This is a genomic window from Lentzea indica (genome assembly GCF_012184385.1).
In the GTDB taxonomy this organism is placed as follows: Bacteria; Actinomycetota; Actinomycetes; order Mycobacteriales; family Pseudonocardiaceae; genus Lentzea; species Lentzea indica.
Window position 1 is genome coordinate 1 of record NZ_VSRL01000076.1, and the last position, 15282, is coordinate 15282.

The following is a 15282-nucleotide window of genomic DNA, read 5'->3' on the forward strand; positions in this document are numbered from 1 at the left end:
GAGCATGCCGAGCCTGGACTCGTCGTTGCTGTACAGGCCCATCTCGTCGGCGAGACGTTCGCAGTAGAGCGCCCAGCCCTCGCCGAACACGCTGATCGGTGCCTTGCGGCGGAGCAGCGGCAGGTCGTCGAGGAGCATGATCCTGGTGTTCTCGAAGTGATGGCCCGGCACCGCTTCGTGGAACGCCGTCGCCTCGGCCACGCACTTCAAGCGGGTATGTGGTTCTTTGGTGTTGACGAAGTAGGTGCCGGGCCGGCTGCCGTCGAGTGCGGCCGGCAGGTAGTGCGGCGGAGTGCTCGCCGACACCGACGGCGCGGTCTCGGCGATCACGCACCGTTCGTCTGGCGTCGTTCGGAACCATTGCGGGGCAACGGCTTCAGCCCGTCGCATGGCTGCTTCGGCGTCGGCGATCATCTCGTCGGCGCTGGCGTACCTGTGTCCGCCACCTCGGCGCCCGCCGAACTCGCGTTGGAGGTTCTCGATGAGCCTGAGTCCGGTGGCGTGCAGCTCGTGGGGGTCGAGGTCTGCGGTCGTGTGCCTGCGGATGTCCATTCGGTACAACGCTTCGCCGTCAGGCAACCAGCACAGCCCGGCGTGCTCGGTGTCGCGGCCGTGCGGCAGGACGTCGTTCGTCAGCACGTCGCGGTAGTTCCGCAGTGCCGGACGAAGTTCGTCGTGTTCTGCGATGTGACGGTCCACGAGCTCGATCGTTTGCTCGACGAGGTGCCTGACCGGTGTCCGTCCCGCGGCGATGCCCGCGCGGTGCCGTTCGGCGACCGTCGCGAGGAACCCCGGCACGGCGTGGTGGCTCTTCAGGTCGCCCAGAAAGTAGAGCAACTCCGGTACCGCGGACCGGATGTAGCCGCTGACACCGAACTCGATCGCCCTCGACTCGATCGTCTCGCACTCCGCGCGTGCCAGGTGCCGGACGACATCCCGGGTGATGTGGTCGTCGAGGGTTTCCGGGGTTCGCCGTTCCGCTTCCCCTGCGATCTGCCGATAGCCCCGCAGGTGTTCCTGGTCCGACTCCTCGCTGTGGTCCTGCAGCGCGCCGTCGTCCCTCAAGCCCAACAGGTTCGCCCGCAACGCGTGGTGGTCCAGCATCAGCTCGGACAGCCGCTCCGCGAGATCACGCATCGGCGATCCACTCCTCGACGACCTCGTCGAGCAGTGCGAGCGTGAGCCGGCCCTGACTGAGCACGACCTCGTGGAAGTCGCGAACGTCTTTGCCCGCCTTCTCGGCCTTCCGCCGCAGCTCCTGGAACTTCAGCCGCCCCACCATGTACGCGAGCGCCTGACCGGGTTCGCCGAGATACCGGTCCACTTCGGACTCGATCTGCATGAGCGACAACGGGGTGTTGCCGACGAGGTAGTCGATGGCCTGTTGACGACTCCACCCCTTGGCGTGCAACCCGGTGTCGACGACGAGCCGGCCGGCGCGCATGGCGTCCATGGTGAGCATGCCGAGCCTGGACTCGTCGTTGCTGTACAGGCCCATCTCGTCGGCGAGACGTTCGCAGTAGAGCGCCCAGCCCTCGCCGAACACGCTGATCGGCGTCTTCCTGCGCACGACGGGGAGGCCCTTGAGCAGCGCCGACTTGGAGTACTCGAAGTGATGCCCCGGCACGGCCTCGTGGTACGCCGTGGCCTCGTCCTCGATCTTGAGGCGGTTCTGCGGTTCCTTGGTGTTGACGAAGTACGTGCCGGGCCGGCTGCCGTCCTCCGCGGCCGGGAAGTAGTGGGGCGGCACGTGCGCGGGCACCGCCGGCGGTGCCTCCTTGATCGCGCACGCGGCGTCCGGTGTCGTGCGGAACCACTGGGGTGCGGCGGCTTCGGCCTTCGTGACGGCCGTGCGGGCGGCGGCGAGCATCTCCTCGGCGCTGGTGTGGCGGAAGGCAGGGTCGTTGCGGATGCGGCCGAACACGTCATCGCCGTACTGCGCGAACTCGCGCTTGAGGTCCTCAATCAACCGCAACCCGGTGGCGTGCAACTCTTCTGGGTCGATGTCCTCGGTCGTGTGGGCGCGGATCGCCTTCCGGTACACCGCGTCGCCGGTTGGGCAGCCAGCACAACCCGGAATGCTCGGTGTCGCGTCCCAGTGGCAGCGCCTCGCTTCGCAGGAAGTCGCGGTAGTTCTCAAGCGATGGCCGGACGACCTCGTCGATGACCTCGCTCGCACCGTCCACGAGGTCGAACGCGTTGAGGTTCTCAAGATGTCCGTTGATCAGTTCGATCGCCTGCTCCACCAGGTGTCTCACCGGCGTCCGACCGTGCTCGAAACCCGTGCGGTGACGAGTGATCATCGTCGCGAGGAACCCGTCGAGCCTGCGCAGCCGCTCCAGGTACCCGGCTCGGCGTTCCGGCGTGTCGACGGGGACGCGCGGCAGGAACGCCAGAGTGCTGGGGACCGTCGTGCGAAGGTTGGTGCTGATCCCGAACTCGATCCGCCTGGCCTCGATGTCGTCGGACTGGGTGCGCACCTCGTGCAGGACGATCCCCAGGGTGATGCGGTCGGGCAACGTCTCCGGCTGGAGCCGTTCCGCGGCGTCACCGATCGCCCAGAGCCGGACCCGGTAGCGCTGATCGGCTTCCTCGCTGTGGTCGACGAGCGACTCGTGGTCGACGTCGAAGCCCATCAGGCTGGCGTCGACCGGATAGCGGTCGAGAATCGTGTCGAAGAGCCGGTCGGCGAGCGCGTTGGCTTCAGACATCTGTCCCCCAGGAGTTACGCCGTTGAGCGGCCATCAGAGCCCGGTGTGGCGGGTAAGCCCTTTCCATGCGGTGGCTACTGCTGATCATCCTGCTGACCGGCTGTTCCGCGATACCCCTTTCCCCGCCCGCGCAGGTCGACCGAGTGCCGGCCGGAACCCTCGACGCTGTTGCGGCGCGCACCTCTCTCGCCGCTCTGCCGTTGAACGCGCCGGGCCGGCTGGACGGGTACGTGCGCGACTGCGACAACGGTCAGGCGTGCGTGTTCGGGCAGCCGTGGTTCGACACCGACGGCGACGGTTGCGACCAGCGCAGCCAGGTGCTGGCCCGCGACCTGACGGCCGTGGAGCGCAAGCCCGGCCGCTGCGGCGTGCAGTCGGGCACGCTCGACGACCCCTACACCGGCTCGCGCGTCACCAGCGTGTCGAAGATCCAGATCGACCACGTGGTGCCGCTGGCGGAGATGTGGCGCAGCGGTGCGGCCGCGTGGCCCCAGGAGCGCCGGGTGGCGGCAGCGAACGACCTGCGCAACCTGATGGCGGTCTCCGGAAAGGTCAACCAGTCGAAGGGCGACAAGACACCTGACGAGTGGATGCCTCCCAACGCCGCATACACGTGCTCGTACGGGCGGATTTACGTGACGGTGAAGGCTGCCTACGGGTTGAGCGTGGCGCCGGCAGAGCGTTCGGCGCTGGAGAACGCACTCACCACCTGTGACACACCTCCTGCGACATAAACTGCGGAACAATGCCAATTGATTGACAATTCAGCGTCCACCCATTTGTACCAACTTCGATGACGACTCCGACAGGCCCGAGATACCCTGCCTAGTCAGGCGGCGGAGGGGTGGACCGGGTGCTCAGGTCGTTCGCGCAGTGGCTGGAGAAATTCCTCCAGGACGAAGGAGCGGTCGGGTTCATCAAGGGACTGCTCGGCCTCGTCGCGTTCGGTGCCGTGTTGTCCACCCTGTTCGGGCCGGTCGCCATTCGCACGGCGTTCGTGATCGGCGCAATCGTCCTGGTGCTCCTGCTGCTCGTCTACCTGACGGCCCGCGTCACCAAGCTCGAGTCGGAGTCCCGCGAGTACCGGGCCCTCCTGTCCAAGTACTCGTACATGCTGATGGAACTGCAGCCCAGCCAGTTCGACATCAAGGTGTGGGACCAGGTCGCGGTCATCGCGGCCAACGGCGACACGCAGGAGTTCATCACGGTCAACGCCGTGATTCGCAACGCCGAGGCGAGGTTCTTCCGGCTGCGCTTCGGCCCGGGCTGGAACCAGCCCAAGTCGATCCAGAAGGAGGTCAACGCGAAAGTTCGCAGCCTCCTGGTCGACGGAAGCATGGGACCGAGCTTTCTGGTCACGTCGCATTGGAGCGCGGACGGCAAACTCGACATGGTCTCCCACTTCCACTCGCCTGCGGAAGTGGACAGCGAAATACGCCTGAAAATGGAGTGGACCTGGCCGAAGAAATGCGTGCCACTGATGGTCAACAAGAAGCCCGACCCGTTCACCTTCTACTTCCGGCAACCGGTCGAACGCGCGACCTACACGATCGTCCTGCCACCGGGAGTCGACGTGCACTGGGACGTGATCGCACTCAACCGGATCCGGGACGACTTCGAGATCATCAGGAAGACCAACGCAGGACGCGTCGAGATCATGCTGGCCATCAACAACCTGCCTGCGAACCGTCGTGCCGGGATGCTGCTGGAACTTCAGAGGTAAAACGGCCTGCACACCACACCTGGCTGTGCAGGCCCCCTGCGGGGCACGTAAGCCCAGGTCAGCGACTCACTTGTCGCCGTTCTCGCCGCCCATGTACGACATGGTGTGCGTTCCTCCTTCTGCATACAAGGTGATGCGTGTCGGCTCACCACCGCACCAGGCGACAGTGGAGGCTCGCCGGTCCTTTGGTGGACTGATCGCACGAAGGTCGGCGATGTTAACCACCCGGACCGAACTCACCTTAGGTGACCCCTCGGAAGCGCCCGGTCACTGCGTCTTCCCCGGATACGGCCGAGCTTAGTCCGCCGTTCACACCTGGGCCTGACGAACGACTAAACAGCGGAAGGGCCAGGTCATCGAGTGACCTGGCCCTTCCGTCTCACCGAGCCGCCTATCGGAATCGAACCGATGACCTGCTCATTACGAGTTCCCTGGTGTTCGTGTTGAGTACTGACGGGTAGTACCACACCGGTCTGATTGATCCTGGTCAGGCCGGTGCGGCTGCCGTTCGGTGCCGTTGTCGATCAGCTCGTTTCGGAGCGTTCGGGCACACAATGGGCACACTTTGCGAGCCCCCATCTCGTCCCCGCTGACCAGCACGGATGCCGCTCCGCAGACGGCGAACCAGAGTGCGATCCCTCGGAAGTCGATTGGGCGTGCCGTCGCTTCGACCGCGTGCAACAACGACCGGAAGACACCAGCTGCTGGTCTGACTACGGCGTCCATAAGATCGGCCCGGTCGCCTTCACGAGCCGAGGCGCGAGCCGATCGCCAGGAGCAGGAACACTCAACAGCTCCTGAACCACGTGCGTGAGCGGACCTGTTCGCTCCCACACGATGCCGGGCGGCTCATCCCCATCGGTGCGCAACGCCATCGCGTCGTTCTCATCGCGAACCCGGACAGCGTCAATCCATCCGCCTGGCCAGACTCGGTAGCCGTCGACCTGTGTCGGCACGCCCTCGACCGCGTCGCGGTGGACGAAGGTCCAGCCCGCGTCTCTGATCGCAATGAGCGCAGCGAGCGCGGGAAACGCGCGGATCGCCGTATCGTCGCTCATGCGGCATCACTCGATGCCCGGACGCGAACACCCGTCGCCACAACCAGTTCCGGCAACGGATCGCCGTTCACGCGGTGGACCACGCGCTGCCCGGTGAACGCTCGCCGACCATGCAACCAGCGGTGGTTGTCGAGGACGTAGCCCTGCCCAGCAGCGAGCCTGAACTCGAACGCGTGACGGTCGATCGCCGCGCGCAGCACTGGAATCCAGCGGTCGACCTCGGGCGCGAATTGAGCGAGCTCGTCGAGTCGAAGTCTGACGGCGATCCGGCCGCCGCCGTTGTCGCTGAAGATCGAACTGAGATGTCCGGCCGCGCCGCCGAACAGCACAGAGCGCGGAGTACTCAAGGCGATGAGCGCTTCGGGCTCCGACTCGGCGAGATCGTCGTACACGGCCTGGCCGTCGATGAGCACGCACTCGCCGCCGGTTGTCGCTGCTTGCGTGCAGCTCATCATCAGCAGGGCAGGTGGATGCGGAACACCAGAGCGATCGGTGTGCGGGTTGAGCGCACACGCACTGAAGCCTGCGAATCCACTGCGCACGATCGACTCGCCGAGGTCAGCGATCGTGGTGACGCCGTCTGGTCCGCTGTCCCGGTGCGGCACGACGATGGCGAGCGATCGCGCGAGCCTCAGGAGGTCCTCAGGACCATCGAGACCGTCGACTACAGCGAGTCCCTGCTCGGCGATCAGCTCGACCAGGTTGGCGGAGTCCGCGTTGACGCGACACGGCTCGATCATGGCGTCTACCTCCCGAAACGATTCGTCTACGGGATCAGCAGAACGCTGTTCTGTCCACCACGTCCAGTGACAGGTTGTCAACACCGCGTCGCCTCGGCATGGTGGGTTCCGGTGCTACTTTGCCGTTGAGCAGCTTGCCCGCGACCACGGAGGACACCTCGATGAGCCAGCTTGCCTACCCCGTCTCGATCAAGGGCGTGGTGGTCCGCGACGGCAAGGTGCTGCTGCTGAAGAACGAGCGCGAGGAGTGGGAGCTGCCGGGCGGCCGCATCGAGCCGGGCGAGACGCCTGAAGAGTGCGTTGCCCGCGAGATCACCGAAGAGACGCAGTGGAAGGTGACGACCGGGCCGATCCTCGACACGTGGATGTACTACATCAACGTCGCCGAGAAGAACGTGTTCATCGTGACCTACGGCTGCCACCCGGACGGCGACAGCGAGCCCGTGCTTTCCCACGAGCACAAGGAAATCGGGCTGTTCGCCGAAGACGAAGTGCCGGGCTTGAACATGCCCGAGGGCTACAAGCGCTCGATCGCGACGTGGTTCGAACGCTTGCGCGCAGACGCGGTCAGGTAAGCCATGACGGGCGGACGCTGTGACGCGTGCGGAGCCGAACTGAGTCGGCTCGCCGTCGAGCCGATCTGTCCCACCTGTCACGCCAGTGCGCGTCACGTCGCCCCGGTCGTTCCTGCTCGTCGACTCACGCCCGTCGTGTGGTTGTGGTCGGCACCAGAGGCAACCGCGGCCCTCAGAAGTCGCGATCTGGCAACGATCCTGCGCGCCTACCGCAAGCTGAACAAGCTCAGCCAGGAACGACTCGCAGCCCTGCTCGGCTACGACAAGACCTACGTGTCGATGATCGAGACCGGTCGCCGGAACATCAGCGACGTCGCCACGCGCCGGCACATCGCACGGACGCTCGGGCTGCCGATGCACGCGCTGGGCGTGACCGACAACGACGATGCCGACTTCGCGGCGATGAATCAGTTCGGTGACTCGACCATCCGCCTTGCTGAGATCGCACGCCAGTCCGGCAGAGCCGTCGATGCGGTCAACGAACTATGGCCGCTGGTCGCTCGACTTGAGGCACGAGCCGCCGAGGGAAGGGCCGATCGGGACACGATGATCCTGCTCGGGCAGGGCCGCGCAGCACTCGGCGTCTCGCTCGGCACGGTGCTACCTGAGGAACGGCTGACGGCTGCTGCTCGCTGGACAGGCAAGGCGCTGGTGATCGCCGAGCGCCTCGGCGATCGGGCGTTCCTCGCTCACGCGCTCCGGATGCATGGGAACGAGCTACGCAAGGCTGACCATGTCGGCGCAGCCATCGCTCGACTTAGCCGAGCTGTTGCCGTGTCCGAGGATCGCGAAGGGCAGGGAGCCGCGTTCGCGCTTCTCGCTCGTGCAGCAGGCGAACACGGTGACCCGGACCTGTTCGACCTCGCGATCAACGGGTACCGCGAACGGCTCGACGACGGTGGCGGCCGAAGCATGCTGTTCAACCCGTTCACGTTCCGGGAGATCGAACTACGCGGATTGGTCGCAACCGGCAGAGCCGCCAACGCGGTCCGGATCATGCAGACGAACATGCCGGATGCAGCACCAGTCGCCCCGCAATGGCACATCATCGAGCGAGTCACCGCCGGGCAGGTTCTGCTTGCAGCCCAACAGCGAGACGACGCAGAGGACGCCTTGTGCACCGCGCTCCTTGCAGCAGAGACCCACCGCCTGCCGCATCAGATACAGCGAACAATCCGCGCTGCCGACGATGGCGGACTCATCGAAATCAGCACAAGTGGGCAACTAGCACTACAACGCCTCAACGCCCTTCTGACACCGGGCTGATGAGCATCGACTGAGTCGATCTCAGCGGACGACCACAGTCAGTAACGCGTTAGTGGTGTCACACCGATACAGGGCATGCCTGGCAGCCAGATGTGACACCACTTGCGACTGCGAAAAGAGTTCCGCATGCGCCAATTCACGCTGCCCTTCATCGCTAGGCGCAGTAGCCGCTCTGTCCGCCTGCGGCGCTGCAAGTCCTTCGTCTGAACCGTCCCGATCATCAACGGCGCTAACGACCACGACAACCTCCGCCGCACCGCTTCCACCAGTGATCGACACCGCCAAGTACGTAGGCGTCACTGCGAACACAGCGGTCGCCGAGATCCAGAAACTCGGCTACTACGTCTACGTGACTCATGCGACCAAGAAGTCGAACCTCTTCCAGATTTCGACCTCTGGAACGCTCCCCGAGTCCCTGAACAAGTGGGTCGTGAGTTCGATCGAGGCCAACCGCAGCACCTACTCGACTGCGACCGTGTGGGTCAAACCTGGAGAACTCACTCCAGCGGAGAAGGTCGATGAGGCCGTACAGACAGCAGGGCTCGACTCGGCTGTTGGCACCACGTACCGCACTGCATCCGCATGGGTGCTCGACGTGTGCAAGAGCATGATTACCCCGGCCCAGTACGTGACCGCGTCGGAGTTCCTCCAGGGACAGATCAACGAGGATGCGAAGAGTCTGGAAATCTTCAAGATCGGAATTCCCCTGCTGTGCCCTGAGCACCAAGGCGCGCTGAACGACGTGCTCGAAGGGAACGTGCCGTTCGGTAGCGGAACATACGAGATCGGCACCGGCAAGGGAAAGATCAAGCCCGGCAAGTACCGGACGACCCACAGCGTCGATGACTGCTACTGGGAGCGGACACGGCCGGACGGCGAGATCATCGACAACAACTTCGCCACCCATGCGCAGTCAATCACGGTGACAGTTGCTCCCACAGACGGAAGCTTCACCACTCAACGGTGCGGAACCTGGCAGCTCGTCAAATAACTTCGAGTTTCGTACACGCCGCGAGTTGCTATGACGTACCGGTCGCGACTCAGCTCATCCTCGACGGATGGGACGTCGAGGAGGGAGACCCGAAGACGTCCAGCGGTGCGCGAGTCGTCGCGCTGGACGCCGAGACGGTCAAGGTGCTGCGGACGCACAAGGCGCAGCAGGCAGCCGAGCGGTTGGAATGGGGCGAGGCCTGGGTCAACACGGGCCGCGTGTTCACCGAAGCCAACGGGACGTTGCTGCATCCCGGCAAGGTGTCCGAGGCGTTCGAGAGAATCGTGCGGACGTCGAGCCTACCGCCGATCAGGCTGCACGATCTGCGGCACCGTGCCGCGACGCTCGCACCCGCGGGCGGTGCGGACATGAAGACCGTGCAGGAAATGCTTGGTCACTCGTCCATCACCATCACGTCGGACATTTACACGAGCGTCCTTCCCGAGGTCGCTCACCGAGCCGCCGAAGCAGCGGCCAAGCTCGTCCCGCGCAGGTCCACCGGAACCGATGGGCACACTTCGGGCACACACGAGGCCCAGAGCAGTGCAGCTCTACAACTCGTCACGGACCTGGGAACAAAGAAAGACCCAGGTCAGGAAGCCTGACCTGGGTCTTATCTCACCGAGCCGCCTATCGGAATCGAACCGATGACCTGCTCATTACGAGTGAGCCGCTCTGGCCGACTGAGCTAAGGCGGCGAGACGCGATAACTATAGCCGACCCGGACACCCGTCACTCACGGGGGTCGCCTTCGTTGTACGGACCGTGACCGATGTCACCACCTCCTAACCGCCGAGGAGTGGTTCATGCGCCGATCGTCGTCCGTGCCGTTGGCCGGGTTGCTGCTCGCGCTCATGGCAGCACCCGCGCTCGCGCAGCCTCCCACCACGCCGGTGCCTGGACCGCGTGACCCGAACCAGCCGCCCGCGTCGGCACCGAACGGGCCTCAGCCGCTCGCGCACGCGGTCGGGGACGCGGGGACCGGGCTCAGCGTGGTGCGGCTCGGGCCGCAGGGGGTGCCCACGAACACGATCCTTCCCGGGCTGAGCGATCAGCTGCCGAAGCAGTCGGTCACCGAGTTCGGGCTGGGGCTCGCCAGCGCGCAGGTCAACACCGAGGCGTTCCTCAGCACCGAGCGGGTGGTGACGCAGGCGAGCCCGTTCGGGTTCGCGGTCGGCGGTCGTTCCCCGCAGTCGCCGGGGACGCTCGTGCAGACGGCGATTCCGGACAACCCGCAGCCGGCCAACGGTGGGCTGCCGGTTCCGGAGACGCCGCTCGCCAAGCTCAGCCTGCTCAACGGCAGCGTGCACGCGCGGTGGGACGAGAAGCTGGGGCCGTGCGTGAGTCCGCTGGCCACTGCGAGAACCTCTCTCGCCGGGCTGCAGGTGCTGAGTGCGTTGCCGGCTGAGGTGCCGTTGCCGGCGAAGACCAGCCTGATCAGCATTCCTGACACGTTCGAGGCGCACTCCCAGGTACGGCTCGTCGACCTGCCCGGCTCGAAGAACAAGGCCGTCGAGTCGACGTCGACCATGCGTGCGGTCAGCGTCGAGCTCGCGGGTGGCGTCAAGATCGACGTGGCTTCGCCGCCGACGCTCACGGCCACGGCGACCGGGGACGAGAAGACGTCGAAGATCACCTACACCGCACCGGTGCTGAAGGTCAGTCAGAACGGCAAGGAGCTCGGCACGCTGGACGCCGCGCATCCGGCGTTGGACATCCCGTTGCTGCTCGATCTGGTCGTCATCAAGCTGCAGATCGCGGGACTGAACGAGAAGAAGGCCGCCTTCACCGGCAACGGGTTCAGCGGGTTCCAGCTCGGGGCGACGGCGCGGATGCTCGACGTGCAGGTGCTGCCGACGGACAAGCTGAAGCTGCCGAACCTGCCGGCGGCGCTCGCGCAGATCTCGCTCGGCGAGCAGATCGTGCGGGCCGCGGCGCCGCAGGGCGGTGTCGTCTGCGGGACCGCGCAGACGAACGCTCCCCAAGAGCCAGGCGGTGCGGCGGCGCCTCCCAAGAAGACGCCGCCGCTGGCCTCCACCAACGCCGTGTACCAGTCGATCCCGCTGTTCTGGACCGGCACGGGACTGCTGCTCGCGGGCGTGGTGGTCGTCGCCGCGCTGCCGGTCAGAGGCCGATCGCGCGTCCGAGCTCCCGAGGTTTCAAAACCCTGAGCAACGCCTCCATGAGGTAGTAGTCGCCGTAGGGCAGGGAAACCTCGATGCCGACCTCGATGCGGCGGTTGCGGGTGCCGCGCGCCAAGATGGCCTCGTGCCGTTCGGAACGGGTCGTCAAGCACGTGCGGCACAACGCATCCAGGATGCGCAGCGCAGCCACGTAGTAGGACGCACGCCCCGAGGCGCGAGAGAGGTCGATCAGACCGCACGCCATGATGGCACCCGCCGACGAGTCCTTGACGTCGTTGGGCGCCAACGGTGAGCGGTAGTCCCACACCGGAATGTGGTCCGGTGTAAGGGCGTCCAAAGCGAAGTCCGCGAGTTTCCGCGCCGCGTCAAGAAACTCGCGACGCCGAGTACGCCGGTACATCGTCGTGAACCCGTAGATGCCCCACGCCTGACCGCGTGACCAGCACGACGTCGGGCTGTAGCCCTGGTTCGTGTTGGGCCCGATGTCCTCGCCCGTGTCCGGGTTGAAGTCGAAGACGTGCGGCGTCGAGCCGTCCGGCCTGATGAACTTGGCGCGCGTCGTCAACGCGTGCGACACCGCCACGTCCAGGAACCGCGAGTCCCCGGTCTGCTCGGACGCGAACGTCAGCAGGTCGAGGTTCATCATCGTGTCCATGATCGCGCGGCCCGCGTTGTTCGGCGTGCCGAGCGCTCCCCACGCCCTGATGAAACGGCCCTTGTCGTTGTAGCGCTGGATCAACGACGACGCGGCCTGCACCGCGCCGTCACGCCAGGAGACGTCACCGGTGAGCCGGTAGGCCGTCACCCACGACGGGTAGAACAGGAAGCCCAGGTCGTGGATCGACGTGTCGGTGCGGCGCGGGGACAACCGCAGCGCCGACTCGACCGCCCACTTCTTGAACTGCTCGTCGCCGCTGTCCAGGAACGCGAGCCAGTGCATGCCTGGCCAGAAACCGCCGACCCAGCCACCGGAGTTCACGTAGATCCACTTCTCGAACTTCGTCTCCTCGGGGAACGAGGTGACGTTCGGCGCGACCTGACGAAGCTTGCCCAGCGCGTAGTCCAGCGACTCGCGGAACAAGCGGCTGGAAGCAGCCGAAGCCTCACCTGGGAGACCGACCGCGACGGAACCGGCGGCGGCCGCACCGAGAAGGGTTCTGCGACTGAACGTCATGGCGCCACCCGTCCGAGCACCGGTGTGGGTTGCAGCTCGGCAAAGTGTCCGCTGTGGACAGTCAGGTTGTAGATCAGGTTCTGCTGGTACACCAAGGCCGCCTTTCATAAGCCTGAACAGGTCTCCGGCGGCGTGGAGACGGCTTGTTCCAGTCCACGGAACGTAGTTCCATGGTGGTCGGCGCACATCGTGTCACTCCGCCGCCCCGATCGGAAGGCCGCGATGAACTTCTCCCTGGAAGGCAAGACGGCCCTGGTGACCGGCGCCCGCACGGGCATCGGCCGAGCCATCGCCCGCGCCTGCACGACGCAGGCGCCCGACTGATCCTCGTGGGCAGAGGCGACCTGTCCGATGTGGCACCTTCAGTCGCCACGGTGTCAGTGGACCTCTCCGATCCCGCCTCGGTAGAACCCGCGCTGACACCGGTCCTGGCGGAACACCGCGTGGACGTCCTGGTCAACAACGCCGGCACGATCCACCGCGGCCCCGCCGTCGACGTCTCCCTGTCGGACTGGCAACGGGTCATGGCCGTGAACCTCGACTCGGCGTTCGAGATCTCGAAGCTCTGCGGCCGTCAGATGGTGGCCAACGGCAGCGGCAAGGTCGTGAACATCGCGTCCCTGCTGTCCTTCCAGGGCGGAATCCTCGTCTCCGCCTACACCGCCTCGAAGCACGCCCTGGTCGGCATGACCAAGCTCCTGGCGAACGAGTGGGCCGCATCAAACGTGCAGGTCAACGCCATCGCTCCGGGCTACATCGAAACCAACAACACGGCCCCGCTACGAGCAGACCCGTCACGCGAGCCAGCGATCCGAGGCCGCATCCCGGCCGGCCGCTGGGGCACACCAGAAGATCTGGTGGGCCCTGCGGTGTTTCTTTCTTCCACGGCGTCCGATTATGTGACCGGACACGTGCTCGTGGTCGATGGAGGCTGGCTGGCGAGATGACCGATACCGCCGTCGAAAAAACGCTCGCCGTGCTGGAGGCCCTGGCCGACCACACGCGCATCACCGACATAGCGCGGGTCACCGGCCTGCCGAAGTCAACGGTCCACCGCCTCCTCCAAGCGATGGTGGACCGGGGCTTCGCCACCCTCGGCTCGGACGGCTATCTCACCGGCCCACGGGTGCTTGCCCTGGCGGGCAAAGTTCTCCGGCCTCTGGACACGGTGGAGCGGGCACGACCGTTCCTGCGCTCACTGCAGGAATCCACGGGGTGCACAGCTCATCTGGCTGTGCTGTTCGGCGACGAACTGGTCTACGTGGACAAGATCGAGGCCAACAAGCCCTACCGAATGGCGTCCCGCCTTGGCATGTCCCTGCCCGCACACGGAACCTCCATCGGCAAGGCGGTGCTGGCCTCACTCCCACCTGCCGAACTGGACGCGTACATCTCCCGCGTGGGCCTACCGGGCAGGACGCCGCGCACGATCACCTCGTCCTCGCGCCTGAAGTCGCAGCTGTCGCGGGTTCAACGATCACGCTTCGCGCTGGACGACGAAGAGAACGAGATCGGCGTCCGATGCGTGGGCGCAGCGATCCGAGACCACACCGGAACGGTGATAGGCGGCCTTTCGGCCTCATCGCTGGCAATGGAGCACTCACTGCCAGAACTGATAGCACTGGGCCCACGGGTGGTGCGAGCGGCGGACGAGGTGTCAGCAGCACTCGGCTGGGCCTGAAGCGACTACCCCCGATGCAGCGTGGTCACCATTGCCTCAACAGCGATCCGAGGCTTGACGTTGACCTCAATGGCCTCCCGGCAAGCCAAAACAGCCTCCAACCGCCGCAAAATCGACTCCTCGGACCACTGCGCAGCAGCAGTACGAGAATCCCCGTCCCGATCCGGATGCATCAACGCAGCCTCGGACCCGCTCTTGACAACCAAGGCATCCCGATAAAACCCGGCCAAATCCACCAAAGCCATGTCGAGAGAATCGCGCTGAGTCCGAGTAGCCCGAGACTTCTGCCGCTTCTCCAAGTCCTTCAACGCCCCCTTGGCCCCACGGGTAGCAGCCGCAGTCCCTTTCCCCGTTCCGCCGGCACCCATAGCGGTCTCCAAGGCCTCACGCTCGGCCTCGTTACGAGCCTCGTTGGCCGTAGAAGCATCGTCCTCGGCAGCCTTGATCAGCTCATCAGCGCACGTGAAAACATCAGCCGGCTTCCGCAACGCCAACGGAATCCGCAGCACCGCCTCACGCCGCGCCCGAGCCTGTTCATCGACAGCCAACCGCCGAGCCCGCCCGACGTGCCCGCCACAAACGGATGCCGCCCACTGAGCCACCTCTGGCGCAACCCCGTCCACAGCCTCCAGAGCCGACGCGATGGCAGCAGGCCGGGGCGAACCCAACGACACCAACCGACAACGCGACCGAATGGTCACCGAGACGTCGTCAGGGTGGTCGGAGGGCGCACACAGAAGGAACACCGTCCGCGCCGGCGGCTCCTCGACAGCCTTCAACAGAGCGTTCGCGGCGCCCTCGGTCAACCGGTCCGCATCCTCGATGATCACCACCTGCCACCGCCCCGACGTGGGACGGCGAGCAGAGATCTGGACCAACGACCGCATCTCTGCCACCGAGATCGAAAGCCCCTCGGGCGCCACGACTCGCACGTCGGCGTGAGTGCCGTGCAGGGAAGTGCGGCACCCGCTGCACTCACCACAACCCGGCCGGTCATCGGTCGCCACGCACTCCAAAGCGCCGGCGAAGGCGCGAGCGGTGGAGGAACGCCCGGATCCGGGAGGCCCGGTGAAGAGCCAGGCGTGCGTCATCACACCGGGAGCAGGAGTGCCACCCGCGACGATCATGGCTGCGGCTTCGGCGGCCGCGGACAGGGTTGCCACCGCGTCGGGCTGACCGACCACCTCGTCCCACACGCTCATGGGTGCAGTCTTCCAGC

The 15282-nt window shown here is 65.8% G+C and carries 14 protein-coding genes, 1 tRNA gene and 1 pseudogene; 9 read left to right on the forward strand and 7 right to left on the reverse strand.

The window, feature by feature from the left end; genetic code table 11:
- On the reverse strand, nucleotides 1-1137 hold a 1137-nt coding region (locus tag FXN61_RS21555), incomplete at its 3' end, for a DUF885 domain-containing protein (protein WP_167975863.1).
- Nucleotides 1130-2711: pseudogene (locus tag FXN61_RS56450) on the reverse strand (DUF885 domain-containing protein). The gene FXN61_RS21555 and the pseudogene FXN61_RS56450, both read right to left, overlap by 8 nt.
- Before the next feature lie 65 nt (nucleotides 2712-2776).
- Here FXN61_RS56450 and FXN61_RS21570 point away from each other — a divergent pair.
- Nucleotides 2777-3445, forward strand: a complete 669-nt coding sequence (locus FXN61_RS21570) for an HNH endonuclease family protein (RefSeq protein ID WP_167975866.1) — start codon at nucleotides 2777-2779, stop codon at nucleotides 3443-3445.
- Between the two features lie 119 nt (nucleotides 3446-3564).
- On the forward strand, nucleotides 3565-4434 hold the full coding sequence (locus FXN61_RS21575; protein ID WP_167975867.1) for a hypothetical protein: 870 nt from the start codon (nucleotides 3565-3567) through the stop codon (nucleotides 4432-4434).
- A gap of 713 nt (nucleotides 4435-5147) precedes the next feature.
- Here FXN61_RS21575 and FXN61_RS21580 read toward each other — a convergent pair.
- Entirely contained in the window at nucleotides 5148-5492 is a 345-nt protein-coding gene (locus FXN61_RS21580; RefSeq protein WP_167975868.1) for a hypothetical protein, read from the reverse strand.
- Nucleotides 5489-6232 (reverse strand): TauD/TfdA family dioxygenase, encoded by a 744-nt coding sequence (locus FXN61_RS21585; RefSeq protein WP_167975869.1) that lies wholly within the window; start codon nucleotides 6230-6232, stop codon nucleotides 5489-5491. Before FXN61_RS21585 ends, FXN61_RS21580 begins: the two co-directional genes overlap by 4 nt.
- A gap of 161 nt (nucleotides 6233-6393) precedes the next feature.
- Between FXN61_RS21585 and FXN61_RS21590 the strand changes: the two genes are divergently transcribed.
- The 4 genes from FXN61_RS21590 to FXN61_RS21600 all read left to right on the forward strand — a co-directional run bounded on the left by FXN61_RS21590 (nucleotide 6394) and on the right by FXN61_RS21600 (nucleotide 9669).
- A complete protein-coding gene (locus tag FXN61_RS21590; RefSeq protein ID WP_167975870.1) occupies nucleotides 6394-6807 on the forward strand; it encodes an NUDIX hydrolase in 414 nt (137 codons plus the stop codon).
- Between the two features lie 135 nt (nucleotides 6808-6942).
- A complete protein-coding gene (locus FXN61_RS21595) occupies nucleotides 6943-8073 on the forward strand; it encodes a helix-turn-helix domain-containing protein (RefSeq protein WP_312877899.1) in 1131 nt (376 codons plus the stop codon).
- Nucleotides 8074-8341: 268 nt separating this feature from the next.
- Entirely contained in the window at nucleotides 8342-9064 is a 723-nt protein-coding gene (locus FXN61_RS50800; protein ID WP_223165540.1) for an Rv1352/Rv1906c domain-containing protein, read from the forward strand.
- On the forward strand, nucleotides 9037-9669 hold the full coding sequence (locus FXN61_RS21600) for a tyrosine-type recombinase/integrase (protein WP_223165541.1): 633 nt from the start codon (nucleotides 9037-9039) through the stop codon (nucleotides 9667-9669). Before FXN61_RS50800 ends, FXN61_RS21600 begins: the two co-directional genes overlap by 28 nt.
- 19 nt (nucleotides 9670-9688) lie before the next feature.
- Here FXN61_RS21600 and FXN61_RS21605 read toward each other — a convergent pair.
- Nucleotides 9689-9762 (reverse strand) — tRNA-Thr (locus FXN61_RS21605).
- A 108-nt stretch (nucleotides 9763-9870) separates the two neighbouring features.
- Here FXN61_RS21605 and FXN61_RS21610 point away from each other — a divergent pair.
- Entirely contained in the window at nucleotides 9871-11235 is a 1365-nt protein-coding gene (locus tag FXN61_RS21610; RefSeq protein ID WP_188135331.1) for a hypothetical protein, read from the forward strand.
- Here FXN61_RS21610 and FXN61_RS21615 read toward each other — a convergent pair.
- Nucleotides 11189-12382, reverse strand: a complete 1194-nt coding sequence (locus tag FXN61_RS21615) for an AGE family epimerase/isomerase (protein WP_167975872.1) — start codon at nucleotides 12380-12382, stop codon at nucleotides 11189-11191. The two genes, FXN61_RS21610 and FXN61_RS21615, sit on opposite strands and share 47 nt — an antisense overlap.
- A gap of 353 nt (nucleotides 12383-12735) precedes the next feature.
- On the opposite strand from FXN61_RS21615, the gene FXN61_RS21620 reads away from it, so the two are divergent.
- Nucleotides 12736-13329, forward strand: coding sequence for an SDR family oxidoreductase (locus FXN61_RS21620; protein ID WP_312877900.1), 594 nt, complete (start codon nucleotides 12736-12738; stop codon nucleotides 13327-13329).
- Nucleotides 13326-14063 carry an IclR family transcriptional regulator gene (locus tag FXN61_RS21625; RefSeq protein ID WP_167975873.1) on the forward strand — a complete coding sequence of 246 codons (738 nt, stop codon included), beginning with the start codon at nucleotides 13326-13328 and terminating at the stop codon, nucleotides 14061-14063. Before FXN61_RS21620 ends, FXN61_RS21625 begins: the two co-directional genes overlap by 4 nt.
- Nucleotides 14064-14068: 5 nt before the next feature.
- Here FXN61_RS21625 and FXN61_RS21630 read toward each other — a convergent pair whose 3' ends face one another.
- Complete coding sequence (locus FXN61_RS21630; protein WP_167975874.1) at nucleotides 14069-15265, reverse strand: DNA polymerase III subunit delta'; 1197 nt, start codon at nucleotides 15263-15265, stop codon at nucleotides 14069-14071.
- Nucleotides 15266-15282: the final 17 nt, after the last annotated feature.